Origin of the sequence: Nonomuraea sp. NPDC050394 (genome assembly GCF_044459065.1) — a bacterium.
Taxonomy (GTDB): Bacteria; Actinomycetota; Actinomycetes; order Streptosporangiales; family Streptosporangiaceae; genus Nonomuraea.
This window is the reverse complement of sequence record NZ_JBITIO010000015.1, coordinates 211,928-238,604: the sequence shown is the minus strand read 5'-3', so window position 1 is coordinate 238,604 and position 26,677 is coordinate 211,928. Positions and strand designations below refer to the sequence as shown.

Here is a 26,677-nt window from a genome sequence, read left to right as displayed (position 1 = left end):
TCATTGATATGAATGTCACGCGTCGAGGTTTCATCGGTGGCACGGCCGCCGTGGGCGGCACGGCGATACTGGCGGAAAGCGCGTACGGCGCCGCCGGTGACCACCCGGCCATCGGCCCGGTGATCGTCAAGCGTAGCGACCCCCGTTACGACGACCTGGCCGAGCGCCGCACCAACCAGCGTTTCCGCCACGAGCCCGAGTACTTCCACATGGCCGGCTCCACCGAGCAGGTCGTGGCCGCGGTCAACCAGGCGGTACGGGCCGGCCGCCGCGTCACGGTCCGCAGCGGCGGCCACTGCTACGAGAACTTCGTCGGCGACGGCGCGCAGGTGGTGATCGACCTGTGCGAGATGAAGGAGGTCACCTACGACGAGAAACGCCGAGCTTTCCTGGTCGAGGCGGGTGCGACGCTCATGCAGGCGTACCGGACCCTCTACTTCGGCTGGGGCGTCACTCTCCCCGGCGGCCAATGCGGGGGCGTGGCCGCCGGGGGCCACATCGCCGGCGGCGGGTACGGCCCGCTGTCGCGCCGGCTCGGCCTCACCGTCGACTACCTGCACGCCGTCGAGGTGGTCGTCGTCGACGCGTCGGGCCGCGCCCGCGCCGTCGTGGCCACCAGAAACCCGTCCGACCCCAACCACGACCTGTGGTGGGCCCACACCGGCGGAGGCGGCGGCAACTTCGGCATCGTCACCCGCTACTGGCTGCGCGACCCGGCGGCCCGCGGCGACGACCCGGCCAAGCTGCTGCCGAAGCCACCCGCGAAGGTCGTGTCCGGCGTGGCCATCTGGTCCTGGGCGGGCATGACCAAGGAGTCCTTCCGCCGGCTCCTGCGCAACCACGGAACCTGGCACGAGCGCAACAGCTCCCCCGACTCCCCCTACGCCGCGATGATGGGCTCGCTGATCATCCCCGGCCGCAAGTCCGGCGACGACCCCGGCGGCATGATCCTGCCCACCCAGATCGCCGGGGACGTGCCCGACGCCGAGCGCCTGCTGCGCGACTTCTTCGCCGCCGTGGGCGAGGGCGTCACCCCGGAGGCGTTCGTCCCGCCCATCCTGCACCAGCCGTGGTTCCAGGCGGTCCGCGCCCTCTCCCTCGGCGCGGAGCAGGAGACCGGCCGCTACAAGGGCAAGTCCGCCCATCTCCGCAGACGTTTCACCGACGCGCAGGCCGACGTCGCCTACGACCACCTCACCGCTCCCGGCCCGGTGGCCGACGGCGGAATGCTCTGGCTCCTGTCGTACGGCGGGCGGATCAACACCGTCGCCCCCACCGCCACGGCCACCCACGAACGCTCGTCCATCCTGAAGGTCATCCACCTGGCCGGATGGGCCCCGGAACAGGACGGCAAGGCCCACCTGGAATGGGTCCGCAGCCTGCACAGCAAGACGTTCGCGCAGACCGGAGGCGTCCCCGTCCCCGGCGGCAACTGCGGTGGCGCCTACATCAACTACCCCGACACCGACCACGCGGACCCGCGCTGGAACACCTCCGGCGTTCCCTGGTCCACCCTCTACTACGGCGAGAACTACGCCCGCCTGCAGCGGGTCAAGGCACGCTGGGACCCTCGCGGAGTCTTCCACCACGGCCTGTCCGTGCGCGCCTGACGATCCTGCACTGTGCCCCGGGAGCGGCTGGCGTAGGCGCGTTCCCGGGGCGTTGGTGGTCTCCGCGTCCACCCGGGGGGCGCCATTCCCGTCGGGCAGGCCGGAGGCCGCGTCCCTGTTCTTTCAGGACGACTTTTCTCGATAAAGGCTTTTGTGTCACGAACGATCACTAAGATAGCCGGACGATTTGCGGATGCGCCAATGTATTTATCCGCCCCTTCACTGCACCCTTCCCCCTAAAAGGTAGGCTTTGGGGGGTTGAGTGGATACTGTCCTGAACTGGACAAATGCCCGCTCATTGCTTTGATGGTGAGAGTGGCCCTTCTGAGAAGATCGCTTGCCGCTTTCGCCCTAACCGGTTTCGCCAGCGCCCTCTACCAGAGCTGGCGCTCACATCAGGATCGACTCCGGCACCCGCCGCCAGGACGCCTCGTGGACATCGGCGGACGCATGATCCACATGCTGGAGGCCGGTCACGGCTCCCCCACCGTGGTGATCGTCCCGGCGCTCGGGACGACCTCGATCGAGTACGCCCCCCTCCTGCCCGTCCTCGGCCAGGAAACCTCGGCCGTGGTCTTCGACCGCGCCGGCATGGGATGGAGCGACCCCGTCAGCTCGCCGCTGGCCATGCTCGACGCCGCCGCCGACCTGCGCAGAACCCTCGCCCTGGCCGGGTACGGCCCGCCGTACGTGCTGGTGGGGCACTCGATGGGCGGCTACGTCGTCCGGCTGTTCGCCGCGGCCCACCCCGGCGAGGTGTCCGGAGTGGTACTCGTGGACTCCAGCCACCACGACCAGGCCAGCCGCTACCCCGGCTACCACCTCACCACGATCAGGCGCGCCCTCATCGAGCGGATCACCCCGTACGGCCTGCGCCGCCTGGCCATCGACCTCGGCCTCCTGGACAGCCCCGGCCACCTCGACCTCGGCGACCACCAGCGCCGGACCACGTGGTGGGAGCAGACCCTGCGCGCCCAGATCGGCACGGAGACCGGCCGCCGCGCCCCCACCCTGGGCGACATCCCGCTGACGGTGGTGACGTGCAGCGAGGACAACGAGGACAACAGGACGCCCGAGCAGGCCGCCAGCTTCAGCCGCCACTACCGCGTCTGGTTCCCGATGCAGCGGGAACTGACGGGCCTGTCGACCAGCAGCAGGCACATCGTGGCCGAGAACGCCGGGCACTACGTGCACCGCGCCCGCCCGGACGTGGTCACCAAGGCCATCCTCGAGCACGTGAAAGGCGCCGGCCCCCTGTGAGGTCGGGGCCGGCGCCTGGATCACAATCTACTTGAAGGCCTTCAGCCGCAGGCTGTTGGAGACCACGAACACGCTGGAGAAGGCCATCGCCGCACCCGCGATCATGGGGTTGAGCAGGCCCAGCGCCGCCAGGGGCAACGCCGCCACGTTGTAGGCGAACGCCCAGAACAGGTTGCCCTTGATGGTCTTCAGCGTCTTGCGGGACAGGCGGATCGCGTCGGCCGCCACCCGCAGGTCGCCCCGGACGAGCGTCAGGTCGCTGGCCTCGATGGCGGCGTCGGTGCCGGTGCCCATCGACAGCCCGAGGTCGGCCTGGGCGAGCGCGGCGGCGTCGTTGACGCCGTCGCCGACCATCGCCACGACCTTGCCCTCCTGCTGCAGCTTCTTGACCACGTCGACCTTGTCGGCCGGCAGCACCTCGGCGATGACCTGGTCGATGCCGACCTCGGCGGCGACGGTGGCCGCGACGGCCTGGTTGTCGCCGGTGAGCAGCACCGGGGTCAGTCCGAGCGCGCGCAGCCGCTCGATCGCCTCCTTGCTGGTCGGCTTCACGACGTCGGCCACGACGAGGACCGCGCGGGCCTTGCCGTCCCAGCCGACCGCGACGGCGGTACGGCCGGCGTTCTGCTCGGCCTCCAGCGCCTCGACCAGGTTCGCGGGCAGGTGCTGCGACCACTCCTCCAGCAGCCTGGGCCGCCCGACCAGCACCGCGTGCCCGTCGACGACGCCCTGCACACCAAGGCCCTCGACGTTGGCGAAGTCCTCCACCGTGGCATCCGACTGCGCGGCCTTGGCGACGGCCTGCGCGATCGGGTGCTCGGAGGCGTGCTCCAGCGCTCCCGCCAGCCTGAGCACCTCGTCGCGGTCCTCGCCCTCGGCCAGGTGCACGTCCGTGAGCGTCATCCTGCCCTCGGTGACGGTGCCGGTCTTGTCCAGGACGATCGTGTCGATCTTCCGGGTGGACTCCAGCACCTCCGGACCCTTGATCAGGATGCCCATCTGGGCGCCCCGGCCGGTGCCGACCAGCAGGGCCGTCGGCGTGGCCAGGCCCAGGGCGCAGGGGCAGGCGATGATCAGGACCGCGACCGCCGCGGTGAAGGCGGCACCCGCGCCGTTGCCGGTGCCGAGCCAGTAGCCGAGCGTGCCCACGGCCAGCGCGATCACGATCGGGACGAAGACGCCCGAGATGCGGTCGGCCAGGCGCTGCACCGCGGCCTTGCCGGTCTGCGCGTCCTCGACGAGCTTGGCCATCTGCGACAGCTGCGTGTCGGCGCCGACCCGGGTGGCCCGCACGATGAGCCGGCCGCCGGCGTTGACGGTGGCGCCGGTGACCCCGTCGCCGGGCCGTACCTCCACCGGGACGGACTCCCCGGTCAGCATGGAGGCGTCTACCGCGGAGCTGCCTTCCTGGATCACGCCGTCGGTGGCGATCTTCTCGCCGGGCCGTACGACGAAGGTGTCGCCGACCGCGAGCTGGTCGGTGGGGATGCGGCGCCCGTCGGCGAGCTCCACTTCCTTGGCGCCGAGCTCCAGCAGCGCGCGCAGGGCGGCGCCCGCGCGGCGCTTGGAGCGCGACTCGAAGTAGCGGCCGGCCAGGATGAACGCGGTGACGCCCGCGGCCGCCTCCAGGTAGATGTTGCCCGAGCCGTCCGTGCGCTCGATCGAGAACTCGAACGGGTGCGTCATCCCCGGTACGCCCGCGGTGCCGAGGAACAGCGCCCAGATCGACCAGAGGAACGCGGCGATCGTCCCGATGGAGACCAGCGTGTCCATGGTGGCGGCGCCGTGGCGCAGGTTCGTCCAGGCGGCCTTGTGGAACGGCCAGCCCGCGTAGACCACGACCGGCGCGGCCAGCGTCAGCGACAACCACTGCCAGTACTCGATCTGCAGCGCCGGGACCATCGCCATCGCGATCACCGGGATGCCGAGGACGAGCGAGGTGATGAGCCGGTTGCGCAGCGGCCTGAGCTCGTCGTCCTCTTCGCCGGTGGCTCCCGCCTCGGCCTTCTCGACCTTCGGCAGCGCCGCGGTGTAGCCGGCCGATTCGACCGTCGCGATCAGCTGCTCGGGGTCCAGACCTTCAGGAAAGGTGACCTTCGCCTTCTCCGTCGCGTAGTTGACCGTCGCGGTCACGCCGTCCATCTTGTTCAGCTTGCGCTCGATGCGGTTGGCGCAGGACGCGCAGGTCATGCCGCCGATCGATAGCTCGACGGCGCCCTGGGGCTGGTCGTCGGTGAGGGAGGACATCACCTCTCCTTTCTGTACGTCGCGTCCTGCTAGTGGCCGTGCGGGGTGGAGTCGTGGTCGTTCTTCGCGGTCGGCTTGGCCACCGTGCCCTCACCGGCCTTCGCGGTGAAGTCCGCGGTGTGTACGGCTCCGCCGTGCTGGAAGTCCAGGAACAGACGGTAGTCGCCACCGCTGGGTGCCTCGGCGTAGAACGTGATTCCCGGACCCGGCCGCGTCTTGCCGTCGCCCGGTGCGCCGTCGGGGTGCACGTGCAGGTAGGCCAGGTCGCCGGCGCGCAGGGCCACGAGGTGTCCATACGCTCCTAGATACGGCTGCAGGTCGGTGACCGGCTTGCCGTCCTTGCTGACGTTCAGCGTGAGCTTGCTCGACTGGCCGGGGACCAGGTCTCCGTCGAGCGTCACGGTGTAGCCGTCGACCTCGGAGGTCCGGCTGACCGCCTTCAGCGGCTTCGGCTGGAAGTCGCCCGCGACCTGGATGTCGGCGCCGAGCGTCAGCGCCTGGCCGCCGGTCGGGGTGAAGTCGGCGAACGCGCGGAAGGTTCCGGCGGCCGGGAAGGCGATCTTGACCGACCAGGTGCCGTCGGCGCTCATCTCGGGGTGGACGTGCTGGAAGCTGGACAGGTCACGGGAGACGACGATGAAGTGGAGCTTCTTGTCGTGCTCGACCTGGTAGTCGGTCACCGGCTTGCCGCTGGGGCCCGTCACGGTGAACTGGAAGTCGGTGGGCGCACCGGCCTTGGCGGCGGTGAGCGGGTTGAGGGTGTAGCCGTTCTGCGACACTTGGAGCCCCCCGGGGGTATCACTGGCGCTCTGAGTTGTTGCTGGAGCGCTTTGCGTTGTTGCTGGCTTGGACATTTGCGACATGTCATGACTTGCGGGCTTCTGCGGGGTGGCCTGGGGGCCGACCAGATTACCGACGCCCCAGGTTCCGCCGAAGACGACCGCAAGACCGAGCACATATGTCCCGAGCTTCGCGGCGGTGTTCACTTCGCCACCAGCTCATATCCGGCCTCTTCGACGGCCGAGCGGATGTCCGCGGCGTCGATCGGGCTCACGCTCTCCACGGTCAGCAGTCCACTGGCCAGGTCGACCTCCACTGAGGAGACTCCCGCGACCTCGCTGACCTCTTCCTTGACGGAGCTGACGCAGTGGCCGCAGGTCATGCCCTTGACGGTGTAGGTGGCGTTGGTCATGTCGATCTCCTTAGCTTCTCTGTCTGCCTCTGAGTGTAACACCGTACCCCCCTAGGGTATTTCGGGGCTACACGGAAACCTTGTCCTGATCCTGAACGGCGGCGCGCGGCCGGCGCATGAGCACCACGCTCAGCAGGGCGCCCAGCCCCGCCACGACCGCGGCGCCGATGAAGGCGCCCTGGAAGCCGTCGATGAGCTCGGCCTGCGAGGTCGCGATGGCCGTCATGACCGCCAGTCCGACGGCGGACCCGACCTGGTAGGTGGTGTTCACGATGCCCGAGGCCAGCCCGGCCTCCTCCGGCTTGGCGCCGGACATCGCCGAGATCATGGCCGGAATGTAGGCCAGCGACATGCCCACGGCCGCGATCAGGCTCGCCGGCAGCACGTCCGCCACGAACGTCCCGCCGGGCCGCGCGAACGACAATCCCGCCACGCCCGCGGCCAGCACCGCCAGCCCGAGCACGATGAGCGGCTTGGCCCCGAACCGGCCGAGCAGCCTGGCCGTGATGCCGATCATGAAGATCATGACCGCGACCGTCATCGGCAGCAGCGCCGCCCCGCTGGCGAACGCGCCGTAGCCGAGGGTCTGCTGCAGGTAGAGGTTCAGGAAGTACCACATCGGGATCCAGGCGGCGCCGAGCAGCGCCATGGCCAGGTTGGCGGTGGCCAGGCCGGGCGTACGCCAGATCGACAGCGGCATCAGCGGCTGCCTGACCATGCGCTGCACGATCAGGAACAGCACCAGCAGCGCCGCGCCCGCGGCTCCGGCGATCAGGTTCTCCGCCACGATCGCGTACACGACCAGCGCCAGGCCGGCGGTGACCGAGATCGCGCCCACGACGTCCACGGAGCCGCGCCTGCCCTTGACCGCGGGGAGCAGTCCGGTGGCGGCCAGCGTGGCCAGGCCGATCGGGATGTAGACGATGAAGACCCACGGCCAGCTCAGGTACTCGGTGATGACGCCGCCGAGGAAGACTCCGGCGGTGCCGCCGGCGGGGGCGGCGGCGCCGTACAGGGCCATGGCCTTGCCGAGCTCCTTCTGGCTGTGCCCGAAGAGCATCATGAGCAGCGTCATCGCCGCGGGCGCGATGAGCGCCCCGCCCACTCCCTGTACGGCGCGGCCGAGCACCTCGACCCACGCCGTGCTCGCGGCGGCGGCCAGCACCGAGCCGGCGATCAGGATGATCCAGCCGGTGGTGAAGACCTTGCGCGCGCCCAGCAGGTCGGACAGCCGGCCGCCGAGCAGGAGCAGACCGCCGAACGCGATCACGTAGGCGTTGAAGACCCACTGGAGACCGCCCGGGGTGAACCCCAGCTGCCGCTGCATCTCGGGGAGCGCCACGCCGATGATGGACGTGTCCATGATCACCATGAACTGGGCGGTCGCGAGCACGAGAAGTGCCCACCACCGCCTGGGATTTTCGGTAGCCACTGCGATTCTCCTTTGCGCTTATACCCCCATGGGGTATCTCGACGGCGAGGAACGTAACATACCCCATGGGGGTTTGTCTACTTGCCTGATTCGGGAGGTTCATGGGTGCTCGACAGCGGGAGTACGGCCATCACTTGCTAGGCTGCATCCAACCGTTGGGTCTCACCCCGGCAGGTGAGACCGTCGAAGAAGTGGGGTCACACCGTGAAGAAGCTGATCGTTCTGGCGCTGATCGCCCTTGGGGGGTTGCTGATCTGGCGTAAGGTGCAGGCCGACCGCGCCGAGCTCGACCTCTGGACCGAGGCGACCGGCAGCGAGAACTAACCGACCTGGCGAGGCGATGAGCGACGTCGTCGTCCCCATCAAGCTGGCGTGCATCGACCTCGCCGGCACCACGATCGGTGACATCGCCATGGTCGAGCGTGCGTTCGCCGAGGCGATCGCAACTCAGGGCATCGTCCCCGGGACCGGGGCCTATGCGCGTGCCATGGTTCACGTGCACCGGTCCCGGGGATGCCCCAAGATCGAGGTCTTCCGCGGGATCTTCCCCGGCAACGAGGCCCAGGCACAAGCGGCGAACCTGACGTTCGAACGCTCCTACGAGGGTGCCCTGGACCGCGCCGGGCTCGTCCCGATCCCCGGCGTGCTGGAGACGCTCGACAAGTTGCGCGGCTCCGGCGTACAGCTCGCCCTGATCACCGGATTCAGCCGCGCCACCTTAGGCCGGGTGCTTGGCGTACTCGGGTGGCACGACCGGGTCGATCTGGCCATATGCCCCGAGGACGCTGGAGGGCGGGGTAGGCCTTGGCCGGACATGGTGCTGCATGCCGTACTCCGGTTGGGGATCGAGGACGTTCGGCAGGTCGCCGTCGTCGGGGATGCCGAGAGCGACATGCTGTGCGGACGGCGGGCGGGGGCTTCGGTGGTGGCCGGGGTGATGACCGGAGTACACAGCCGCGAACGCCTCCTCAAGGGCGGCGCCACCCACATCCTGGACTCGATCGCCGACCTTCCTGATTTGATCTTGATCGAAGACTTGGGGACGCACCAGGTAGCCGCTGCGGGCCGGTAAGCTAGTGCGTCGTAAGGGGCCTTAGCTCAGCTGGCAGAGCGCCTGCTTTGCAAGCAGGATGTCAGGAGTTCGAATCTCCTAGGCTCCACAGGCATGGTCTTGCCCCTCATGCGCGCTTCGCGCGTGGGGGGCAAGGCTGTTTCTCCAGTCGAGCTGAAGCTCGACCCCTGAAGGACCTCCCGCCGGTCGGACTGCCTTTTAAGGCCCGCCCGTTGCCCAACTAGGTGGTTGACCCGCTGGATCCCACCCCGGCCCATCGGTGCTCCGCTTCGCTCCGCGCGTTTCTCCTTGAGCTTGCGCCACCGAGGACGCGCTGTTACACCCGAACAGGCGCGTCACCAGATACCCACCCACAGCACATCGACCCCTACGGAATCGTGCATCGGGGACAGCGATTCCGCGTGGGACGGCCGCTGGACGACACGGTCACCGCTTCTCGTCTGCAGAACTTGAAGAACCTTCGACCGGCGCCGTGCGATTCTTGTTCACGTTCGATCCAAAGCGGTCCTGTGTCCTCCTTGCCGCGGGTGACAAAGCCGGACAGCGAAATGCCTTGACAAGCACGCCATAACACTCGCCGAGCAGCGCTACGAGATCTACATGAAGGAACGGCAGGCATAGGAAGGCGGTACGTGATGGCATATTCGCGCTGGAAGGACATTCGTGCCGAGCATGTCGAGCGTGCCGGCGGCGAGGACGCTGTTGAGGCTGGCAAGCAGGAACTACTCGCCAGGGTGCAAAGACACCGGCTTGCCGAGATCCGTCGTAGCCGAGGGTGACCCGGCAAGGCATGGGGCCACCAAGGGGCGAGTTTGGGAGACACGGTCCCGCTGTCCCAACCCAGCAGACCAGCGCAAACAAATCGACCCAGGGAGGGACGCCCGCCATTGTTCGGTCTCCCCTGTGTCCCGCTCAATCACACGGGCGACGGCCCATACAGCGCCTCAATCACGAACACGGACGCCATGCCAATCAAGGGGAGCACGGGCATCGAAGCGACTACCGACCAACGAAAGCCGATCCGGTCTTTCCGCGCCCACAAAAGGGCAAGGCCGGACGCCATCCAGGTCAGCGGAGAAGCCAGCCAAGACCAGAATGTGAAGCTGCCCCACGCGGCTACAGGCGCGCACCTGTCGGTCTCATAGTTGGTTAGAGGGTCGAGACCGCACTCATTGTTCGCTATTGCACCGGGAACGAGGAAGTACGCGAGGAACAGCAGAACCCAGACAGCCACCGATATTCCCAGGACGCACACCGCAACTACTCGCTGTAAGTACAGGGTTTCCGACATCTCCGCATCCACCATGGCGGCGAACCTAGAGCCTCCCCCGAGGACAGGCAACCTTGACGGAGCCGTCGCATTACGGCTCAGACAGGGGCCCACCGTGCTGACCAGCGCGAACGATACAGATCAACAGGGACATTCGCCGATACGCGGTTTCCCTCGCGTCCCAAGTGAGATGGTCTTTCCATGCGGAAGCTTGGTCAACCAAGCTGAGGAGGCGACTACGACTGACGCCGATCGCGTGAACCCTGTCCGCTGATCTGTCTGTTAGAACTTCTAAGAATGGCCAGGGGTCGCGCGGAGAGCCGGGGTGGACAGACCGCAGGTGCATGCGGGCGTCTATCGCTACTCTGGGCCGGACGATTGGCTCAGTTCGTACGGAGGCAAAAATGTGGCGACGTCGCAGCCGGACGGTCCAGTCCGACTCGGTCCCGACGGACGCCGAGACGACGGAGATGATGCAGGGCCTCGCTGAAACCTTTGTTGATGGAGCCACACTCCAGGGATTCTCCATTGACTGGACCTCGGCCTCTGCTCTCCAGCTCGATCCTTACTGCGATGCGTTCATGGCTGGAGAGCTCACCCCGACGAGTCGCTGGACCGGTAGGCCGACGAAGGACTACCTCCACACCATGGTGATGAGCATGGGGGCGTATCTCGGCGAGCTGATGGTCCGTAATGGCGGTGGACGGTGGGCCTATGACATCGAGCAGAACAACGCCTGCGTCGATCTGGACAACGACCTGCGAATCTGGCCGCACAACAAGGTCTTCAAGCGGCTCACCATCGGACCTGAGCATTCTCTGGCGCCGTACTACCACTACGGCCTCACCCGAGAAGTTCTGGACGGGTCGATCGCGCGCGAACGGACCGACGGCACCAAGCCCTCGTGATCGGTAGGTCGGCGGCCTTACGGAGCCGTGCCCGATGGGGAAGCTCGGGCACGGAGGAAACGACTTGCATGGAAAAGCGGACGGCCTGGTAGAAGGCTGGTTTCACCTCTAACCTGCGCCTTCGCGGAAGCAGGCCGCACGTCTCCGCCTGCGACCAGGTCTCGCATGGCCGCGATCATCAAGGGGAAGCCGGGCTCACGGATGATGATCAGGTCCGGGCAGGAGAAGTACCGGCCGCTGAGCTGCTCGCCCGTCTCCTGCCACCGATCCATGATCCCCTGACGACGCCAAGTCCTGACCGCTGCGTACCGATGAGTGCCATCTGGCAGGGTGATGGTTGCGTCGGTCTAATCGGCGGTGGTGTACCCCACTCACGCGGGGATCAACATCTCGAAGCCCGGGTCGCTGACACGAAGGAAGGGCCCGTCGATCTCGATCATGAATGCCACCCTGTCAGGCGTGCCGCAGGCTGAGACAGCCCTCAAGTTATGCCGTGATCGCTGGAATCGGCGAGCTGGTGGTGGTGGTTCGGCGGCGGGCCGTTCAGGTGGCCTGCATCCAACACCCCACGGGCCAGCGACATGACCGCCTGGACGTCTCTTTCTGGTCGGTCAAGAACCAACCCACGGACCTGGCCATCACACCATCCATGAGGTCATTCCAACGGGCGAGCGCGTGGCTGGCCGCGTTCGTCATCGGTCTGCCCGGACTTGGCTTGGTCGCGGTGATTGTCGCGTTGCGGGGTCGGTCGTGGGTGATGTTCTCGGTGCCGTATCTGGTGCTGTTCATGCTGGCCTACCTCGTGGGCCTGGTCCTGCTCGTGCTGCTGCGCTTCCGGCCGGACTGGCTGCGCGCGCTGGTGGCGGCCGTGGTCATGTACGTGATCGCGTCGGTCACGCCGTTGGTCGGGACGATGATCCATTATCCGTACCACGTGGTCAGATGCGGTGGCCTGCCCGTCGTTGCCACCGGCTTCGCGGCCGCCATGAGCTACAACGTCCCCGGTGACGAGAGCTACGCGGTGACACCGTTCGACGAGACGTTCTTCTGCGGGGAGAAAGAGGCCAAGGCCGCCGGCTACCACCGCTACGACTTCTGATCGAATCCTGGGTTCGCGCCGCGTCGGGTGACATACGTCACCGCCCCAGGCCTTGTGACAGTCGCTACCCGGCCGGTTCGACCATCAGTACCACCCGGTCAGCCTCGACGTCGAACCCGATATCCGGATGACCAGGACTGCCTTCCGCAGACATCCATACGGACTTCCCGACCCGCCGTCCGATCAGCCGGAACACGTCCACCAGGAGGTCCAGCCGTTCCTGTCCCTGCAACTCTCTGAGATCAACGTCGAAGTCGATGGACTCAACCTGATACATCCGGAAGATCATCAGTACCTCGGGGATCGGCCAGACTCTCAGCTCGGGCGTTACCCTCGACTCGGACGCTACGCCTGCGGCCATTTCAGCAGCCGAAGTCAACTCGGTCGGCTCGCCATTCCGTAAGTAGGCATACCGCCAACCCTGCGCCTGAACGAGATCCAGCACCATCTGCCAGTTCTCGACAGACGTCCCTTCTACGACCACATCAGGCAACGCTCCACAAGCCTCGGGGTCGAAGAGGGCTTTTACGTCATCCCACAACAGGTCGGGCACAGCATTAATCATCTCTGGAGAACGTGTCTCCGGGGAGATTACTCCACCACGCCGCCACGCACATCGTCGCGGACCTGGCTCGCGTCCCCACTTGGGCGTGCCGTCTGGGGTTCTCTGCCCTGCCCACTCGGCGATGGTCCGGCAGTTCTTGCGCGGCAGGTCCGACCGCAGGCCGAGTACCAACCGCCGGACCCGGCGCCGGGGTTTGACCCGCGTGAACCGGCCTGCGATCCGGCTCATCAGGCCCTCGAACGGCTCCTGCCGGCGGGCGGGGTCTACGCTGTGACCTGCGGCCACCGCGTGATCGTTGGTCTTCACACCGATGGTCAACGTGGCCGCACCCGTCTCCACAGCGCGTCAGGGTCGCGCGGCGTTCGCCTGCCGTCCTGTGTCAGGAGGACATGTGCAACGCGGCGAAGTCTGGTGGGTCGAGTTCGACGAGCGGCGGCCGGTCGTCCTGCTGTCGGCAGACGACGCGTCCGGGATCCGGGCGATGCAGGTAGTCGCTCCGGCGGGCGTCGACGTCAGCGGTCTGGCTGTCGAAGTGCGAGTCGGCGCCATGGAAGGGCTGCCCTTTGAAGGCGTGCTGCGGCTCGCGTTCCCGCGTCCGGGCTTCACCCCTTGCACGTGGCTGACCACCGTGTCCCGGGACGACCTGATCGAGCGGGCGGGCGTCCTGTCCTCCGCGAAGCTCACCGAGATTGAGGACGCCCTCCGTCTCGGCGGGCTTGGGTAGGCGGAGAAGGAACCGACGCCCACGATGGCGTGGCCGATCTCGTCCGGACGATCGACGCCGGCCATCTGTCTCCCCGGCACCCGCTCACATCGGGATCATGAACTACGGCCGGAGTGTTAGCGCTGGCTGCCGAAGGCGGCTATGGCGTCTGCTGTCGTGTCGTACAGCACGAACGGGAGTGCTGCTTCGTGGAAACGTTCGGCCAGGGCCGGTGGTGCGGCGGCGATCACCAGCCATCCGGCCTCGGACCAGGCTTGCTTTCCGGCGGCGATGAGGGCGCCGACTGTCGTCTCATCCCAGTCGGTCATGTCGGCCACGTCGAGTACCACGCACGCTGGAGCAGGAAGCAGGTCCATCACCTCTTGAAGCCGCATCGCGGGCTCGGTTTCTCTGCCGAACGCGCCGACGAGTCGCAGGACGGTACAAGTGCCGTGATCCACCCGCTGGACATCAGACATCGACAACTGCCTTCCGCTCGGCCGCCTTTCGCTTCATTGTGCCGCTCGCGGGGCCTTCCCGGCTCCTGGACGATCGATTGCGTTGAGGGTTTAAGCGGAAAGGCCTGATGCCGTTGCCCTCAGAATTGGCCGAACAGCTTAGGTTTGGGATGTCATGTTCGCGATGTCCAGGACGTCGCGTTCGTAAGCGAGTGGGGTCGCTTCAACCGCTTTCTTGGTCCGCGCAGGATTTCCGGCGTACGGAGGGAGATGCGCCATCGTGCGTCCCCGTAGGTAGTGGCTCGGCATTTATGGGTGACAAGGGCACAAACTTGCAGAAGACCGTAGGGAGCTAAAAGGCATCTGCCGGTACGTGCTTTCGCCGCTATGTTTTGCGGCCAGTTGCGCACTCGGGGAGTCTTCTGTACATGGCGGCGAAGGCGCAGCGTTCGTCCATGTCTGCCGTGCATTCGGCGGGCGTCTCTTGCCGAGGCGCGCCCGAAGTGGATCGCTTCCCTGTCCGGCAGGTACGGGAAACCGCCGAGCAGCTTCAGGTAGGGGCGAACGCTTCCCCGGCCAGGCATGACGTAGCGCTGAATGGTGGCCGCCTGCTTGCTCTGGAGCAGTAGAGGTAAGCGCGTGTGGGCATCATGCCTCGATGCCGGCCGGGCATTATCCAGAAGCATTGTCCACAGGGTGTGGAAAGTGCGTGTGGTTAGACGCGCGTGGTCGGCCGGTGCAGGGTAACCCGCGCTGTACTTCCCGCACCGGGCGTGGCATGCCTTTGGATACGGGGAGCCACCGTGTCTCAAGGCAGGCCGAAGTGTTCGATGGTGCGTGCCGCGACTGCTTCTGGCGACAGGGCGGTGTTGTCGATGCGCAGGTAGTCCGCCCGGCCGTCGAATTCGCCGTTCGAGTTGAGGCGGTACCGGGCGTCGGCGTCCAACAGGTGCTGTCGTGATCGGGTGAGGTCGCGTTTGGAGGGCTTTTCGGCCAGGCGGAGTTCTCCTTGGTTCCGCTCCAGGCGCACTTCCTGGGTTGCGGAGAGTTCCAGATGGAGAATTCTGCTGCCGTTGTCGCGGAACGGGGTGGCGTAGCCGTCCAGTTCGGCTAGGTCCTCCGGGACGTCGAATGCGCACACGTAGGTGAAGATCAGGCCGGGCAGGTTGCTCTCGGCCACTTCCTCGAACACTCGCCTGCGAAACTCTCCGACCAGTCTGCCGAAGGGCTCGCTGCCGAAGTCGAAGAATCGCAGTACCGGCTCGACCGACAGGTGGTTGTGGAACAGCTTGTAGCCGGTTCGTTTCGCGATTTCATCGCCGACGGTCATCTTGCCGACCGCGGGTGGTCCGACAATGCACAACAGGGTGGGACTGCTCGCCTCATCGGCCTCTCTCATCGTGACACGGTAGGCAGGGCGGCCGGTATTCAGCAACGGCTTTCTTCACCGCCCAACGGTCCACGGCGGCCATCCGCGGTTAGTCGATCCAGTGGAACCAGGCGTCGAACACCCTGTACGGCGGGTCGCCGAGGATCGTCTCCACCCGGAGTAGCGGGTCCAAGGGCAGGGCGAGTACCCGCGAGTCGAGCAAGGCGATGCCGTGCCGATCGAGGATATGGCGGAGCTCCCGGCATTCCTCTTTCCATCCCGGGAGATCGCCATCCGCGACCCGCGACAGCTGAGGCATTTCATGAAGGCTCGAAGACCTGAAGAGCGCTGCGAATGGAGCGAGCCGGCACAGTGCCAGGGACAGCCCTTCGATATCAGGACCGGCACGCCTGGTCACGAACACGTCGACGTAGGACGCGTATCCGGAACCGTAATGCCGGTACTCCGCGTGGTGAACTCCAACGTGAGGAAGCCGGCCGATATCGGCGACGACCCTCCGGAGAAATCCCTCGACAGCTGCTGCTCCGCCGCTCCAGGCTCCCGCCGTGCTTGCCACTTCATCCTTCACGGCCCTTTGGAGAGCGTCGGTTCTCAACTCATGAAGCGGCCGTCCACGACCAAAGGCACGGTCTCCGGTGCTGTCCAGCTTCCTCGGCGCCGTGCCCGATCGCCTGCCGCCCGGCGCACCGGGCGGTACCCACGCGGGGAGGAGCGGCGCAATGCCGGAGACCGTACCCAGGAAAGGTTAGCCTCGGGTCTCAACCCAGACTCTGATCACCGTGTGCGGGGTGATCCGGGTGAAGGAGACAGATCCCACGGGGGCCCACGGGCCCTCGATCGCGATGAGGCCGACCTCCGGGGAGAAGTGCCGCTGGACGACGTGGATGCGGTGTTCGCCGGTGCCGCCGGTGCAGGTGCTGGAGGCCGAGCCTGAGCCGATCTGGTACGTGCATCCGGTGGGGGTGGCCATGGCCGGTGTGGTCAGGTAGGGCAGATGTATTTCTTGATCGCGTTGTTGATGCCCTTCTCCTTGGCCGCCCCGAAGCCCTTCGGGTGGTTAGGGGAGGTGAAACGCTTGCTCGCCTGAATGAGCGCCTCCATCTTCACCTTCGGCCATTCCCGGAGCCATGGGCACTGGTTGCGCCCCCGGTCCACGGCCTTCTCCTCGTCGCCGTGCACGATGTCCCGGTCGATCGTGTCCAGTGCGCGGATGTAGCCGGCCCGCGCCTCCGGGCCCGGAACGGGCGGGATCCGAGTGTCTTGGGAGGCGCTGGGCGCCACGACCGGCGCGGGAGCGGAAGCATCGGCGCAGGATGAGGTGAGCGCCGCGATGGCGATCATGGCGGCAATCACCGCGTACGTACGCATGAAGGCTCCTGAAGCTGGGGCGGTCCATCCTCGCAGCTTGGTAACGTCGCCGACCATGCGGATCCTTGTTCTTGGCGGCACGTCCTTCATCGGCCGCGCCATCGTGGAGGAAGCCCTGCGGACGGGCGCCGAGGTGAGCCTGTTCGGCAGGGGGAGGACCGGGCCGGAGCTGTTCCCGTCGGCGACCCGGTACAGAGGAGACCGCGACAGCGGCGACTACGCGGCGCTGCGCGACGGGACGTGGGACGCGGTGGTGGACGTCAGCGGCTACTTCCCGCGCCACGTGGAGCAGGCGATGGCGGCGCTGGAAGATCGGGTGGGCCGGTATCTGTTCATCTCCAGCCATGCCGTCTACCAGCGCACGGGCGTGGGACCTGGCTCGGATGAGGACACTCCGAGAAGGCCGCCGTTGCGCGACGCCGAGGAGCTCGACGACGACACCTACGGTCCGCTCAAGGTCGCGTGCGAGGACGACGTCATGGCCAGGTACGGCTCGCGGGCCACGATCGTGCGGCCGGGCAAGGTGGCCGGGCCGTACGACCCGTCGGACATGTTCACCTATTGGGTACGGCGGGCCGCACAGGGCGGCCGGGTGGCGCTCCCCGCGGACCCCGGGCAGCCGATCCAGGTCGTCGACTCGCGCGACCTGGCCCACCTGGTGGTGCGGCTGCTCGCCGACGAGAGGCCCGGCGCCTTCCACGCGGTGGGTCCGGCCGAGCCGACCACGCTCGGCGGGCTGATCGAGACCTGCGCGCGGGTGGCGGGCAGCGAGGTGGAGATCGTGCCGGTTCCGCCCGGGTCAGTGCCGCCGTTCTTCCCCCTCGTACGCCCGAACTGGCCCTCGCAGCAACGCGACCCCGCGAAGGCGCGGGCGGCGGGCCTGCCCGCGACCCCGCTGGAGACCACGGCGGCCGACGTCCTGGCGTGGGATCGCGAGCGCGGCGAGCCACCGCTGCGCAGCGGGTTCACGGCGGCCGAGGAACAGGCCGTGCTGGCGGAGGCCACTCCCCGGTGACCCGGGCAGTGGCCTCCGAGGAACCACTCCGGAGAAGGTCAGCCGCAGTGTTCGAACGGGCTGGTGTACCCGCTGCTGCCGATCGAGCCGCCCCACCTGACGCACTGCTTGGCCGCGTTCGACCGGACCGGCCCGGCGTAGTAGCCGTAGTTGCCCGAGTCGGCGGCACGGCGTTCGCCCTGCGGTTCGAGGAAGGCCGACACCGCCGACGCCGTGCCGAGGTTCGCCGACTTCATCGTCACGACGCAGTTGTTGCCGTTGCCCGCGTTGTAGAGCAGGTAGGTACGGCCGCCGGTGAGCGCGGCGGAGTCGATGACCGCGTAACCGCCGCCGCAGGCCTTCTCGGGGGTGTACGGGTTGGTCGGGGCCGGGTTGCCGCCACCGCCGCAGCCGTTGGTGCTGCCGACGGGCCTGCGCTGGCCCAGCGAAACGGTCACGCCTTCCACGGTCGGGCTGGTGTCCATCGCACCGCCGGAGGTCCGCTGCTCGTAGTGGAGGTGCGGACCCTTGGAGCCGCCGGTCGAGCCGACCGCCCCGATGACGGTGCCCTGGCCGACGCTCATCGAGCCCCCGGCGCCCCGGACCATGCTCGACAGGTGCGCGTACCGGGTCCTGCTGCCGTCACTGTGGCGGATTTCGACCCACTTTCCGTAACTGGAGCCGCCCGCGTCGCGGAAGTACGCGGTTCCGGCGGCGGTGGCGCGCACGGTTTCGCCGTTGATGTCGTCGCCGTTGTGGTTCTGCCAGTCGATGGAGCCCACGGGGTTGTGGTTCGGGGTCCAGTTATTGGCGCTGAAGGTCTTTCCGCAGTTGAACGGGCTCTTGTGGGACACGGCCAGGACACTCGCGTCCTGTGCCGAGGCAACCTGGGGGATCGTCGCGACGGCGAGCGCGCATAACGCGGTGACGGTCGCGGACGTGAGGAGCTTCGGCCAGGTGGTGGGCATGCTTACCTCTCTGAAAGCGCATTTCGGGGGGTGCGGTCCCCCGATATAGATCATGAAGATAGTGGCGAAGGTTGTCTTCATTCAATCTTTGTCGAATGAAATTTCGCGGCTCTTAATCTTGGTGTCGTACGCCATAAGCACCTGGAGAGATTGACCAGCTACGGACGGTCTCGTACGTTCCATTCAGCGCGTTGGACGTATCGCCAGGAGGCGACCTCAATGGAACAGTCCAGCACCACATGGCCCTGGCCGGACCTGCCGCCCGGCCCCCTCGGCGCACCCTCGCCCGACCTGTCCCGCCGGCACGCCGAGGCTCCGCTGGAGCCGACGACGATGCCCAGCGGCGACAAGATCGTGATGGCCGTCCGGTACGAAGACGTCCGCACCCTGATGACCTCGCCGTCGTGCAGCCGGAACCTGCGGACTCCCGGCCTGCCCAGGATGGTCAGCGGCACCAGCGTGGACGACGACCCCGCCGCCCTCATCAACCAGGACCCGCCGGAACACACCCGGTACCGGCGGATCATGCAGGGAACGTTCACGCCCCGGCACATCGAACGCTGGCGCCCGCGCGCCGCGGCCATCGCGAACGAACTGCTCGACCGGGCGGGCACGGACTTCGACGTGGTGGCCGACTTCGCGCTGCCGCTGCCCGCCCGGGTGATCTGCGAGATGCTCGGCGTCCCGATGGACCGCTTCGAGCAATTCCGCGGCTGGACCGAGACGTTCCTGTCCACCTCCGACGCCGGCGCCGAGGCGAGGGCGGCGGAGTTCGGCGCCTTCCTGGACTACGCCCGCGAGCTCATCGCCGCCCACCGGGCCAAGCCCGGCGACGATCTGCTCGACCTGCTCATCGAGGCCCGCGACGAGGGCGACCGGCTGAGCGAGGACGAGCTGACCAACATGGTGTTCACGCTGATCCTGGCCGGGCACGAGACCACGGCCTCGATCATCATCAGGGGCGTGTTCCGCCTGCTGAGCCATCCTGAGCAGTACGGGCAGCTGGTGGCGTACCCCGGGCTGCTGGAACCCGCGGTGGAGGAGATCCTCCGCTACGAGGGGTCGGGCGGCAACGGGCTCCTGCGGCTGGTGACCAGGGACCTCGAACTGTCCGGCGGGGTCGTGCCCGGCGGTTCCGTCGTGCTGCCCAACCCGTCGGCCGCCAACCACGACCCGTCCGTGTACGCCGATCCCGGCCGCTTCGACATCCGGCGCTTCGCCACGTCCCCGCCCCATCCGCACCTGTCCTTCGGGCATGGGACGCACTACTGCCTGGGCGCGAACCTGGCTCGGATGGAGCTCCAGGAGGCCTTCCGCGCGCTGAGCGGGCGGCTGCCCGGGTTGCGGGCGGCGGAGGATCTGGCGTCGGTCCGGTGGAGCTCCGACGGGCTGATCTACCGGCCGCTGCGGCTGGGGGTGAGTTCCTGAGCGGGTGGGCCCAGATCCACCCAGAGGGAACGCAGTCCCCGGAGGCGGTCGCTGCGCGTCCAGACCGGAGGGCGGCCCGGGGCGCGGGAGAAGGCGGGGAAGCGGGCCAGCAGCGCGGTGAAGGCGATCTCCGCCTCCATCCTGGCCAGCGGCGCGCCGAGGCAGTGGTGGATGCCGTGGCCGAACCCCAGGTGGCCGGAGGCGGGGCGCCTGACGTCGAGCGCGTCGGCCCCGTTGAAACGGGCCGGATCCCGGTTGGCGGCCAGCAAGGACACGTGGATGACCTCACCGGCCGGGATCTTGACGCCGCCATAGGACACCGGCGCGGTCGTCGCCCGGAGGCTCGCCTGACCGACCGGGCCGTCGAAGCGCAGGAACTCCTCGACCGCGCCCGGAACCAGGGACGGGTCCTCACGTAGCGCGGCAAGCTGGTCGGGATGGTCGAACAGGGCGTTCAGGGCGTTGCAGATCAGGTTGACGGTCGTCTCGTAACCGGCGACGAGCAGCAGGAACGCAGTGGCGATCAGCTCCCGCTCGGTGAGGGCGTCACCCTCGTCGCGGGCCTGGACCAGCGTCGACAGCATGTCCTCGCCCGGGTCGGCCCGCTTGGCGGCGACCAGCGCCGACAGGTAGCCGACCATCGCGGCGGTCGCCGCCGCCTTCTCCTCGGCGGGCGCGTGGCCGATGAGCGCGTCGGTCCAGGCCTCGAAGTCGCCGCGTTCGCCGGGGACGATGCCGAGGATCTCGCAGATGACGGTGATCGGCAGGGGCCCGGCGAATCGGGCCATGAGGTCGGCCACGCCGCCGTCGCGGGCGAGGTCGTCCAGGAGCGATTCGGTGATCTCGACGATCCGGGGGCGGAGCGCGTCGATCGCCTTCGGGCTGAACGCCTTGGCCGCCAGGCGGCGGAGCCTCGTGTGGTCGGGCGGATCGCAATTGATCATGTTCTGGGTGAGCCACAGGCCGCTGATCATCGGGCGGGCGCCGTACCGGGCGAGCGCGGCTTCGACGTTCGCGTTGGCCTTGGACAGCGCGGGATCGGCCAGCGCGGCCCGGCTCTCGGCATAGCCGGTGATGAGCCAGCCCGGGGTGCCACCCGGCGCCTGCTCCATCCAGAGCACCGGCGATTCGCTCCGCCAGGCGATGTAGCGGGAGTGCGGATCGTCGTAGAACGCCTCGTCCATCACGGCAGGACCTTGGTGGTCAGGGGGGCCTTGAAGGGGAGGACGAAGAGGGGGCCGGTGACGACCGCCTGTTCGCTGCCCGGTCCGAAGGGGAGGTCGGCGATCTGGCGGCAGGTTCCCCGGTCCTCGATTCCGTAGATCGGGCGGCCGTCGCGGCCGATGTTGAAGCGGCCGGTCAGGGAGATGCGGTCGCGGACCCTTCCCCGGCTGTCCACGAAGTAGCCGTGGATGGGGGCGGTCGCGGCGAAACCATGCCGGCCCTGGACCTCCTGGACGAGGTCGGAGATCAGGAAGCGCAGGGTGCGGCCTCCGGCGTCGGTCACCGTGCCTTCCAGTTCGCCCAGGAACGGGGTGAAGAGGCCGGGGGCGGCCGTGGCGAAGCCGTCCGGGTACGGCTGCGGGCGCTTGGCGAGCTGGGAGATCCGCCACATGCGTTTGAAGGTGCCGGTCCTGATGGTGTACGTGCCGTGGTCGCACACGAACGGGCGCAGGGTGCGGCCGGTCAGGTCGATGGTCTCGCGGACGATCGGGTTGCCGGTGGTGGGGTCGCCGAACCGGTCCTCGTCCACGCGTACCGACAGTCTGTGGGGGGTGAGTTTCAGGACGAAGCCGGGGCCGACGGCTCTGACCTGGTGGGCGTTCTCCTTGATGGTCAACCCGGGGGCGCCCGGCTGAGCGGGTAGCGCCAGTGCAGTGAGCAGGGTGACGGTGATCCGTAAGACCATGGGGTCCTCCCTCGCGACCGCGCGATCACTTCAGCGTACTAGTCGCCGCCCGGCAGGACGAGGCCGTTGTCGTAGGCGAAGATCGTGGCGTGCAGGCGGTCGCGGACGCCGAGCTTGGCCAGGATGGCGGCGACGTGGTCCTTGACGGTGGCGGCGCTGATGCCGAGCTTCGCGCCGATCTCGGCGTTGCTGTGGCCCCTGGCCACCTCCCCGAGGACGTCGTTCTCCCGGGGCGTCAGTGCGGCGAGCGCCTCGGAACGGCTGGGCGGGCGGTGGCGGGCGAACTGCTGGATCAGGCGGCCCGTGACGGCGGGGTCGAGGAACGACTGTCCGGTGGCGGTCAGCCTGACGACCTCGATGACCCGGCCGGGCTCGGCGTCCTTCAGCAGGAAGCCGCAGGCGCCGGCGCGCAGGGCGGAGTAGACGTATTCGTCCAGTCCGAACGTGGTCAGGACGACGACGCGGGAGCCGGGCAGCGCGGTGGTGATCGTCCGGGTGGCGGCCAGGCCGTCGGTGCCGGGCATCTTGATGTCCATCAGGATGACGTCGGGACGCAGGTCTTCGGCGAGGGCGATCGCGGCGGCGCCGTCGGCGGCCTGGGCCACGACGGTGATGTCGGATTCGGCGGACAGGACGGCGGCGATGCCGGCGCGTACCATCGCGTGGTCGTCGGCGAGCAGGACGCTGATCATGCCGGCAGCCAGACGCGGACCCGGGCACCTCTGGCGGACACGGCGCCGCCGGCCGCTTCCGCGACCGCGCGCAGGCTGTGGGTGACGCGGGCGGCCGGGGCGGACAGTTCTACGCCTTCCGGCAGGTAGGTGACGGTGAGCGGGGCGTCGTGGCCGAGGAGTTCGCGGGCGGCCCAGAACGCCGTCGCCTCCACCGCGCCGTGCATCTGGCGCCGTTCACCGACGCTGGTGACGAGCCCGCCACGCCGTACGGCGAGGGCGTCGATGCCGGCCAGGCACGGCGGCGGGTCGTCGTCGGCGGGGCGCCGGAGTTCGCCGAGCAGGTCCCGCAGCGCGTTGAGCGCGGCCCGCGACCGCGCGGCGACGACGGGCAGGTCGTCGCCCGCGGCCACGAGCGCTTCGGCGTGCCGCAGCGCGGTCGCGCGCAGCCGGGCGGCGACGCGGGCACGCTCGGCCAGCGCCGCCCGCTCGCCCAGCCGCCCGTGGCGGGCTGCCGCCCCGTCGCGGCGGCGCGCCCCGCCGGCGGCGAGCAGCACACCGGCCGCCCAGGCGACCCCCGCCGGGACCAGCGCGAACGCGCTCAGCACCGCCCACGCGGCGAACCCGTTCCCGACGATCCCCGGCCCCCAGGCGAGCGCGGCACCCATCGCGGCACCCACGGCCGGCGGCGCGAGCACGCCGCGCGGGCCGCGGGCGACGCCGATGCCGTAGACCATGATCAACTCGATCCAGCCGCACCACAGCAGGAGGTCCCCGCCCGGAGTGATCGGCCAGCCGGCGACCCGCGCCAGCTCGATCAGCGGGTAGAGGGACAGGGCCACGGCGAGCGCGGGGATCGGGCGCGCGCGGTGCCAGCGCAGGGGGAGCGCGTGCAGGATCAGCAGGGGTACGAGCAGCGCCATCTCCTTGGCCGGCAGCGGAACGTCGCCCGGATCGGGCACCAGCAGCCCGCCCACCGGAATCCCGACGCCCAGGACCACCGGCGCCCAGTTCCGGACATGCTCGCTCCACCACCGCGCCCGCCGCGGCCCGCCGTCGCCGAGCGGCAGCACGGCACGCACCCGCCAGCCGCGCGCCATGGGTCCCGCTGCGGGGCCCGCTGTAGGTCCCGCTGTGGGGCCCGCTGTGGGGCCCGCCTCCAGCGATCCGCCCGCGGCCGCGGCCTCCGAGCGCAGAACCGCCAGGCCGCAACCGCTGCCCGCGTCGAACGCGCCGCCTCGCCCCTGGTCGGTGACGGCGACGACCAGCCGCCCGCCATGCTCCGTGACCAGCACCTCGACCGGCGCTCCCGGTGCGTGGCGCCGGCTGTTGGTCAGCGCCTCGCGCACGATCCGCACCGCCAGCGCCGCGATCGGTGGCGGCGCGTCCTCGGCGTCCCTGCGGTAGGAGACCCCGCGCTCCGGCCAGCCGGCGACGAGCGCGTCCAGGTCGGCCAGACGCGCGTGGTCCGCGCGGGAGTCGAGCCCGGTCAGCCTGGTCAGCTCCGCGACGACAAGCCGCCCTTCCCGTACGGCGTGCGCCCCCGCCTCGGCCGTCAGCCGGTCATCGCGCACATGCAGCGCGGACGAGGCGCCGATCATGATGCCGGTCAGCCGGTGGGCGGCGGTGTCGTGCAGGTCGGCGGCCAGCCGGTGCCGCTCGGCCTCGGCCGCCAGACCGGGCACCGCCGCCGCACCCGAGGCGTACGCGGCGAACGCGCGCCTCCTGGCTCCGCGTACCCGTGCCGACCTGCCCAGTGCCCAGCCGGCGGCGCTGAGGCCCGCGGCCAGGAAGGCCACCCCGGCGACCTGGTCGGGGGTGCCGCCGCCGGCCAGGGTCACGGTTGTCGCGCTCGCCGCGGCCAGGGTCACGAACCAGAGGACGACGCGGGCCGTACAGGAAAAGGACAGTCCCGCCACCACCGCGACGGCCGCGAACGAGCCTGCCCACCACACCGTTCCAGGATAGGGATATCTTGTCGGGCCATGTCGCCAAGATCGTGGTTATGGTGGGGCGTCGCCGTGGTGCTCACGCACGCGCACATGGTCTTCGCCGTCCCCTCCGGCGGCATCGGTTGTGCGGGGATCGGCCTGTATCAGGTGGTCGCCGCAGAGTTGCGGTCGATCGCGGAGTGGGTTCCGCTGGTCTGGTATTCGGGGATACCGGCGGTCGGCCTGGTCGTGGTGACGTGCTGGTTGTGGGAGCCGTGGATCGCCCGGCAGATCGTGCGGTGGCTGGCGGCGTTGCTGCTGCTCTTCTTCGGCCTTGAGCAGTTCGGCTTCCTCGTGGATCTGTTCTTGAGCCCGGGATGTCTGGACATGTGGGGCTGGTCGGCGTTCACGCGTCTCGACCTGCTTCCGCCGCTGGCGGCGTTGTGCATGATCGCGGCGGTACGCGCGCCCGGACGGAGGCTCCTGAACGCCCGGCGGGTGACCGGCCTGGCTGTAGTGGTGACGCTGGCCCTGGTGCCCGCGGCCGACCTGGGATCCGGGCCGATCACCACCGACTGCGAGGGAGCCGGGGAGACCGGTGAGCGGGCGCTGGTGTGCAAGGCCCGGCGCGGCGGCCAGTACCAAGGTGTGCCGGATCATGTGGTGCTGGCCCACGCGCGTACGGCCTGTGCCGCCTACTCGGGCGAGCTGCCGGACGCCGTGTTCGTCGCCCCTTTGTGCCCGAGGGCGGCCGCGGACCTGCGGCGGGCCGAGGAAGAGCAGGAACGGGAGTTCGAGCGGTGGGAGGCGGACAGCCTGCGGGCCTGTGACCGGGGCAGGCACCGGCCGAAGATCAAACCGGTGGTCGCGGGCAGGCAGCGGATCCTGTCAGAAGCCGGGCTCGCGGTGTTCGAGGACTCCGAGGAGGACGGCCTGGCGTTCGACGTGGCCGGGGACTACCCCGTCTGCGTCACCGCCGAGGCGTATCGCCAGGCTCCTCCTCGGGAGTCGCGTGGGTGGGAGCGGGTCGAGGAGGTCGCGTACCTCAGCCCGACCGGCGCGATCGTGGTGCACGATCCGCTGGCGGGGCCGTCAGGACTGCCGAACCTGGCCATCGCCGGGCCCGGACGCTACCGGGTGCGGACGCACTACCGGATCGCGCACGACGACGGGGTGGGGCATCTCCTGGTGATCGTGTTCCCCGAGCGCCGGTGAGCCGCACCCGCCGGCGTCAGGTGACGATCAACAGCGACTTGCCGACCGTGGCGCGTTCGGCGAGGGAGGTGTGGGCGTCGGCGGCGCGATCCAGCGGGAACGTGGCGCCGACGCGCGGCGTGATGACGCCCTTCGCGGCGAGGTCGAGCGCACGGGCCAGCATGTCGCGGACCTCGTCCTGCTCGGGCGGGCCGGCCTCCAGCGCGTTGTGGACGTGTACCCGGCGCCGCTCGGCGAGGTCCGGGTCGATGGTGGTGAACTCCCCGCCGGAGGTGCCGTACGTGATGAAGCGCCCGCCCTCGGCGGCCGTCTCGAACGCCGCGAGCCCGAGCGCGCCGCCCACGCCGTCGAAGACGAGGTCGACGCCGCCGGTGGCCGCGCGTACGCGCTGCTGCCAGTCCCCGGCCGAGTAGTCCACGACGACCTCGGCGCCCAGCTCGCGGGCCAGGTCCAGCTTCTTCCCGCCCCGCGCGGCCGCGACGACCCTGGCTCCGGCGTCACGGGCGAGCTGCACCAGGAGCGACCCGGCCCCGCCCGCCGCCGCGGTGACCAGAACCCACTCCCCCTTCCCGATCGCCCCGTCCCGGGCGAGCATCAGCGCCGTCACCCCGTCATGCAGTACGGCCGCCGCCTCCCGGAACCCCAGCCCGTCCGGGATCTCGACCACCTCGCCGGCGGCGGCGGCGATCCGCTCGGCGTACCCGGTGGACGACCTGGCGACCACCCGCCGCCCGGTCCAGGACGGGTCGACGCCCGCGCCCACGGCCGACACCACGCCCGCTCCGCCGCCGCCGGGCACGTAGGGGAGGTCGCGGGGGAAGTAGTCACCGCCCCAGCCGGCGCGCAACAGGGTGTCCAGGTAGATGACGTCGGCGACGGCCAGGTCGACGACCAGCTCGCCCGCGCCGGGGACCGGGTCGGGCACCTCGACGGGCGTCAGGACTTCAGGGCCGCCGAACTCTCGCACGTGAATGGCTCTCATGCCCC

Annotated in this window: 27 protein-coding genes, 1 tRNA gene and 1 pseudogene; 11 read left to right on the top strand and 18 right to left on the bottom strand. The window is 69.0% G+C overall.

Annotated features, from left to right (window positions below):
- Positions 1–8 precede the first annotated feature (8 nt).
- Entirely contained in the window at positions 9–1,610 is a 1,602-nt protein-coding gene (locus tag ACIBKY_RS43155; RefSeq protein WP_397106403.1) for an FAD-binding oxidoreductase, read from the top strand.
- A 432-nt stretch (positions 1,611–2,042) separates the two neighbouring features.
- A complete protein-coding gene (locus ACIBKY_RS43150) occupies positions 2,043–2,870 on the top strand; it encodes an alpha/beta fold hydrolase (protein WP_397106401.1) in 828 nt (275 codons plus the stop codon).
- A gap of 27 nt (positions 2,871–2,897) precedes the next feature.
- On the opposite strand, the gene ACIBKY_RS43145 is transcribed toward ACIBKY_RS43150, so the two are convergent.
- The 4 genes from ACIBKY_RS43145 to ACIBKY_RS43130 form a co-directional block, all read right to left on the bottom strand.
- Positions 2,898–5,117 (bottom strand): heavy metal translocating P-type ATPase, encoded by a 2,220-nt coding sequence (locus ACIBKY_RS43145; RefSeq protein ID WP_397106399.1) that lies wholly within the window; start codon positions 5,115–5,117, stop codon positions 2,898–2,900.
- 29 nt (positions 5,118–5,146) lie between these two features.
- Positions 5,147–5,896, bottom strand: coding sequence for a hypothetical protein (locus ACIBKY_RS43140; RefSeq protein ID WP_397106397.1), 750 nt, complete (start codon positions 5,894–5,896; stop codon positions 5,147–5,149).
- Between the two features lie 203 nt (positions 5,897–6,099).
- Positions 6,100–6,309, bottom strand: a complete 210-nt coding sequence (locus ACIBKY_RS43135) for a heavy-metal-associated domain-containing protein (RefSeq protein ID WP_397106395.1) — start codon at positions 6,307–6,309, stop codon at positions 6,100–6,102.
- A 67-nt stretch (positions 6,310–6,376) separates the two neighbouring features.
- Positions 6,377–7,741, bottom strand: a complete 1,365-nt coding sequence (locus ACIBKY_RS43130) for an MFS transporter (RefSeq protein WP_397106393.1) — start codon at positions 7,739–7,741, stop codon at positions 6,377–6,379.
- 204 nt (positions 7,742–7,945) lie between these two features.
- Here ACIBKY_RS43130 and ACIBKY_RS43125 point away from each other — a divergent pair, with 204 nt between their 5' ends.
- From ACIBKY_RS43125 to ACIBKY_RS43115, 3 genes are all read left to right on the top strand, one after another.
- On the top strand, positions 7,946–8,065 hold the full coding sequence (locus ACIBKY_RS43125; RefSeq protein ID WP_214319204.1) for a DLW-39 family protein: 120 nt from the start codon (positions 7,946–7,948) through the stop codon (positions 8,063–8,065).
- A 16-nt stretch (positions 8,066–8,081) separates the two neighbouring features.
- Positions 8,082–8,813 carry an HAD family hydrolase gene (locus tag ACIBKY_RS43120; protein WP_379615762.1) on the top strand — a complete coding sequence of 244 codons (732 nt, stop codon included), beginning with the start codon at positions 8,082–8,084 and terminating at the stop codon, positions 8,811–8,813.
- Between the two features lie 15 nt (positions 8,814–8,828).
- A tRNA-Ala gene (locus tag ACIBKY_RS43115) sits at positions 8,829–8,901 on the top strand.
- Positions 8,902–9,729: 828 nt separating this feature from the next.
- On the opposite strand, the gene ACIBKY_RS43110 is transcribed toward ACIBKY_RS43115, so the two are convergent.
- Complete coding sequence (locus ACIBKY_RS43110) at positions 9,730–10,119, bottom strand: hypothetical protein (RefSeq protein ID WP_397106391.1); 390 nt, start codon at positions 10,117–10,119, stop codon at positions 9,730–9,732.
- 368 nt (positions 10,120–10,487) lie between these two features.
- On the opposite strand from ACIBKY_RS43110, the gene ACIBKY_RS43105 reads away from it, so the two are divergent.
- Both ACIBKY_RS43105 and ACIBKY_RS43100 read left to right on the top strand, forming a co-directional pair.
- A complete protein-coding gene (locus ACIBKY_RS43105) occupies positions 10,488–10,991 on the top strand; it encodes a hypothetical protein (RefSeq protein ID WP_397106389.1) in 504 nt (167 codons plus the stop codon).
- 493 nt (positions 10,992–11,484) lie between these two features.
- Positions 11,485–12,090 carry a hypothetical protein gene (locus tag ACIBKY_RS43100; protein ID WP_397106387.1) on the top strand — a complete coding sequence of 202 codons (606 nt, stop codon included), beginning with the start codon at positions 11,485–11,487 and terminating at the stop codon, positions 12,088–12,090.
- A gap of 64 nt (positions 12,091–12,154) precedes the next feature.
- Here the strand turns inward: ACIBKY_RS43100 and ACIBKY_RS43095 are convergent, their stop codons facing one another.
- On the bottom strand, positions 12,155–12,643 hold the full coding sequence (locus tag ACIBKY_RS43095) for a hypothetical protein (RefSeq protein ID WP_397106386.1): 489 nt from the start codon (positions 12,641–12,643) through the stop codon (positions 12,155–12,157).
- A gap of 41 nt (positions 12,644–12,684) precedes the next feature.
- Positions 12,685–12,883, bottom strand: a pseudogene (locus tag ACIBKY_RS43090) (IS701 family transposase); the annotation flags it as partial.
- Between the two features lie 163 nt (positions 12,884–13,046).
- Between ACIBKY_RS43090 and ACIBKY_RS43085 the strand changes: the two are divergent.
- Entirely contained in the window at positions 13,047–13,379 is a 333-nt protein-coding gene (locus tag ACIBKY_RS43085) for a type II toxin-antitoxin system PemK/MazF family toxin (RefSeq protein WP_397106384.1), read from the top strand.
- 116 nt (positions 13,380–13,495) lie between these two features.
- Here the strand turns inward: ACIBKY_RS43085 and ACIBKY_RS43080 are convergent, their stop codons facing one another.
- The 5 genes from ACIBKY_RS43080 to ACIBKY_RS43060 all read right to left on the bottom strand — a co-directional run bounded on the left by ACIBKY_RS43080 (position 13,496) and on the right by ACIBKY_RS43060 (position 16,547).
- Positions 13,496–13,837 carry an STAS domain-containing protein gene (locus tag ACIBKY_RS43080; protein WP_397106382.1) on the bottom strand — a complete coding sequence of 114 codons (342 nt, stop codon included), beginning with the start codon at positions 13,835–13,837 and terminating at the stop codon, positions 13,496–13,498.
- Between the two features lie 787 nt (positions 13,838–14,624).
- On the bottom strand, positions 14,625–15,215 hold the full coding sequence (locus ACIBKY_RS43075; RefSeq protein WP_397106380.1) for a hypothetical protein: 591 nt from the start codon (positions 15,213–15,215) through the stop codon (positions 14,625–14,627).
- A 79-nt stretch (positions 15,216–15,294) separates the two neighbouring features.
- Complete coding sequence (locus ACIBKY_RS43070; protein WP_397106378.1) at positions 15,295–15,774, bottom strand: hypothetical protein; 480 nt, start codon at positions 15,772–15,774, stop codon at positions 15,295–15,297.
- 177 nt (positions 15,775–15,951) lie between these two features.
- Positions 15,952–16,176 carry a hypothetical protein gene (locus ACIBKY_RS43065; RefSeq protein WP_397106377.1) on the bottom strand — a complete coding sequence of 75 codons (225 nt, stop codon included), beginning with the start codon at positions 16,174–16,176 and terminating at the stop codon, positions 15,952–15,954.
- An 11-nt stretch (positions 16,177–16,187) separates the two neighbouring features.
- Entirely contained in the window at positions 16,188–16,547 is a 360-nt protein-coding gene (locus tag ACIBKY_RS43060; protein ID WP_397106375.1) for a hypothetical protein, read from the bottom strand.
- Between the two features lie 82 nt (positions 16,548–16,629).
- Here ACIBKY_RS43060 and ACIBKY_RS43055 point away from each other — a divergent pair, with 82 nt between their 5' ends.
- Positions 16,630–17,589, top strand: coding sequence for an NAD-dependent epimerase/dehydratase family protein (locus ACIBKY_RS43055; protein ID WP_397106373.1), 960 nt, complete (start codon positions 16,630–16,632; stop codon positions 17,587–17,589).
- Between the two features lie 38 nt (positions 17,590–17,627).
- Here the strand turns inward: ACIBKY_RS43055 and ACIBKY_RS43050 are convergent, their stop codons facing one another.
- The gene (locus ACIBKY_RS43050; RefSeq protein ID WP_397106371.1) at positions 17,628–18,536 is read right to left on the bottom strand and encodes a M23 family metallopeptidase; all 909 of its coding nucleotides are present in this window, start codon (positions 18,534–18,536) and stop codon (positions 17,628–17,630) included.
- A gap of 219 nt (positions 18,537–18,755) precedes the next feature.
- On the opposite strand from ACIBKY_RS43050, the gene ACIBKY_RS43045 reads away from it, so the two are divergent.
- On the top strand, positions 18,756–19,964 hold the full coding sequence (locus tag ACIBKY_RS43045) for a cytochrome P450 (RefSeq protein WP_397106369.1): 1,209 nt from the start codon (positions 18,756–18,758) through the stop codon (positions 19,962–19,964).
- On the opposite strand, the gene ACIBKY_RS43040 is transcribed toward ACIBKY_RS43045, so the two are convergent.
- From ACIBKY_RS43040 to ACIBKY_RS43025, 4 genes are read right to left on the bottom strand one after another with little or no spacing between them, the layout of a single operon-like run.
- Positions 19,931–21,148: a cytochrome P450 gene (locus tag ACIBKY_RS43040; protein ID WP_397106368.1), complete on the bottom strand. Its 1,218-nt coding sequence runs from the start codon at positions 21,146–21,148 to the stop codon at positions 19,931–19,933. The genes ACIBKY_RS43045 and ACIBKY_RS43040 overlap by 34 nt on opposite strands.
- Positions 21,148–21,873: a hypothetical protein gene (locus tag ACIBKY_RS43035; protein WP_397106366.1), complete on the bottom strand. Its 726-nt coding sequence runs from the start codon at positions 21,871–21,873 to the stop codon at positions 21,148–21,150. The genes ACIBKY_RS43040 and ACIBKY_RS43035 overlap by 1 nt, the downstream gene beginning before the upstream one ends.
- A gap of 38 nt (positions 21,874–21,911) precedes the next feature.
- Positions 21,912–22,565: a response regulator gene (locus ACIBKY_RS43030; protein ID WP_397106364.1), complete on the bottom strand. Its 654-nt coding sequence runs from the start codon at positions 22,563–22,565 to the stop codon at positions 21,912–21,914.
- Positions 22,562–24,499, bottom strand: a complete 1,938-nt coding sequence (locus ACIBKY_RS43025) for an ATP-binding protein (protein ID WP_397106362.1) — start codon at positions 24,497–24,499, stop codon at positions 22,562–22,564. Before ACIBKY_RS43025 ends, ACIBKY_RS43030 begins: the two co-directional genes overlap by 4 nt.
- A gap of 30 nt (positions 24,500–24,529) precedes the next feature.
- On the opposite strand from ACIBKY_RS43025, the gene ACIBKY_RS43020 reads away from it, so the two are divergent.
- Positions 24,530–25,690 (top strand): hypothetical protein, encoded by a 1,161-nt coding sequence (locus ACIBKY_RS43020; protein ID WP_397106360.1) that lies wholly within the window; start codon positions 24,530–24,532, stop codon positions 25,688–25,690.
- A 16-nt stretch (positions 25,691–25,706) separates the two neighbouring features.
- On the opposite strand, the gene ACIBKY_RS43015 is transcribed toward ACIBKY_RS43020, so the two are convergent.
- A complete protein-coding gene (locus ACIBKY_RS43015; RefSeq protein WP_397106358.1) occupies positions 25,707–26,672 on the bottom strand; it encodes a zinc-binding dehydrogenase in 966 nt (321 codons plus the stop codon).
- Positions 26,673–26,677 lie beyond the last annotated feature (5 nt).

Excerpts from the sequence above, each read along its gene's own strand:
- ACIBKY_RS43155 (WP_397106403.1), top strand. The coding sequence starts at position 9 with ATGAATGTCACGCGTCGAGGTTTCATCGGTGGCACGGCCGCCGTGGGC.
- ACIBKY_RS43145 (WP_397106399.1), bottom strand. The coding sequence starts at position 5,117 with ATGTCCTCCCTCACCGACGACCAGCCCCAGGGCGCCGTCGAGCTATCG.
- ACIBKY_RS43135 (WP_397106395.1), bottom strand. The coding sequence starts at position 6,309 with ATGACCAACGCCACCTACACCGTCAAGGGCATGACCTGCGGCCACTGC.
- ACIBKY_RS43120 (WP_379615762.1), top strand. The coding sequence starts at position 8,082 with ATGAGCGACGTCGTCGTCCCCATCAAGCTGGCGTGCATCGACCTCGCC.
- ACIBKY_RS43110 (WP_397106391.1), bottom strand. The coding sequence starts at position 10,119 with ATGGTGGATGCGGAGATGTCGGAAACCCTGTACTTACAGCGAGTAGTT.
- ACIBKY_RS43105 (WP_397106389.1), top strand. The coding sequence starts at position 10,488 with ATGTGGCGACGTCGCAGCCGGACGGTCCAGTCCGACTCGGTCCCGACG.
- ACIBKY_RS43080 (WP_397106382.1), bottom strand. The coding sequence starts at position 13,837 with ATGTCTGATGTCCAGCGGGTGGATCACGGCACTTGTACCGTCCTGCGA.
- ACIBKY_RS43075 (WP_397106380.1), bottom strand. The coding sequence starts at position 15,215 with ATGAGAGAGGCCGATGAGGCGAGCAGTCCCACCCTGTTGTGCATTGTC.
- ACIBKY_RS43065 (WP_397106377.1), bottom strand. The coding sequence starts at position 16,176 with ATGGCCACCCCCACCGGATGCACGTACCAGATCGGCTCAGGCTCGGCC.
- ACIBKY_RS43060 (WP_397106375.1), bottom strand. The coding sequence starts at position 16,547 with ATGATCGCCATCGCGGCGCTCACCTCATCCTGCGCCGATGCTTCCGCT.
- ACIBKY_RS43055 (WP_397106373.1), top strand. The coding sequence starts at position 16,630 with ATGCGGATCCTTGTTCTTGGCGGCACGTCCTTCATCGGCCGCGCCATC.
- ACIBKY_RS43050 (WP_397106371.1), bottom strand. The coding sequence starts at position 18,536 with ATGCCCACCACCTGGCCGAAGCTCCTCACGTCCGCGACCGTCACCGCG.
- ACIBKY_RS43045 (WP_397106369.1), top strand. The coding sequence starts at position 18,756 with ATGGAACAGTCCAGCACCACATGGCCCTGGCCGGACCTGCCGCCCGGC.
- ACIBKY_RS43040 (WP_397106368.1), bottom strand. The coding sequence starts at position 21,148 with ATGGACGAGGCGTTCTACGACGATCCGCACTCCCGCTACATCGCCTGG.
- ACIBKY_RS43035 (WP_397106366.1), bottom strand. The coding sequence starts at position 21,873 with ATGGTCTTACGGATCACCGTCACCCTGCTCACTGCACTGGCGCTACCC.
- ACIBKY_RS43030 (WP_397106364.1), bottom strand. The coding sequence starts at position 22,565 with ATGATCAGCGTCCTGCTCGCCGACGACCACGCGATGGTACGCGCCGGC.
- ACIBKY_RS43020 (WP_397106360.1), top strand. The coding sequence starts at position 24,530 with ATGTCGCCAAGATCGTGGTTATGGTGGGGCGTCGCCGTGGTGCTCACG.
- ACIBKY_RS43015 (WP_397106358.1), bottom strand. The coding sequence starts at position 26,672 with ATGAGAGCCATTCACGTGCGAGAGTTCGGCGGCCCTGAAGTCCTGACG.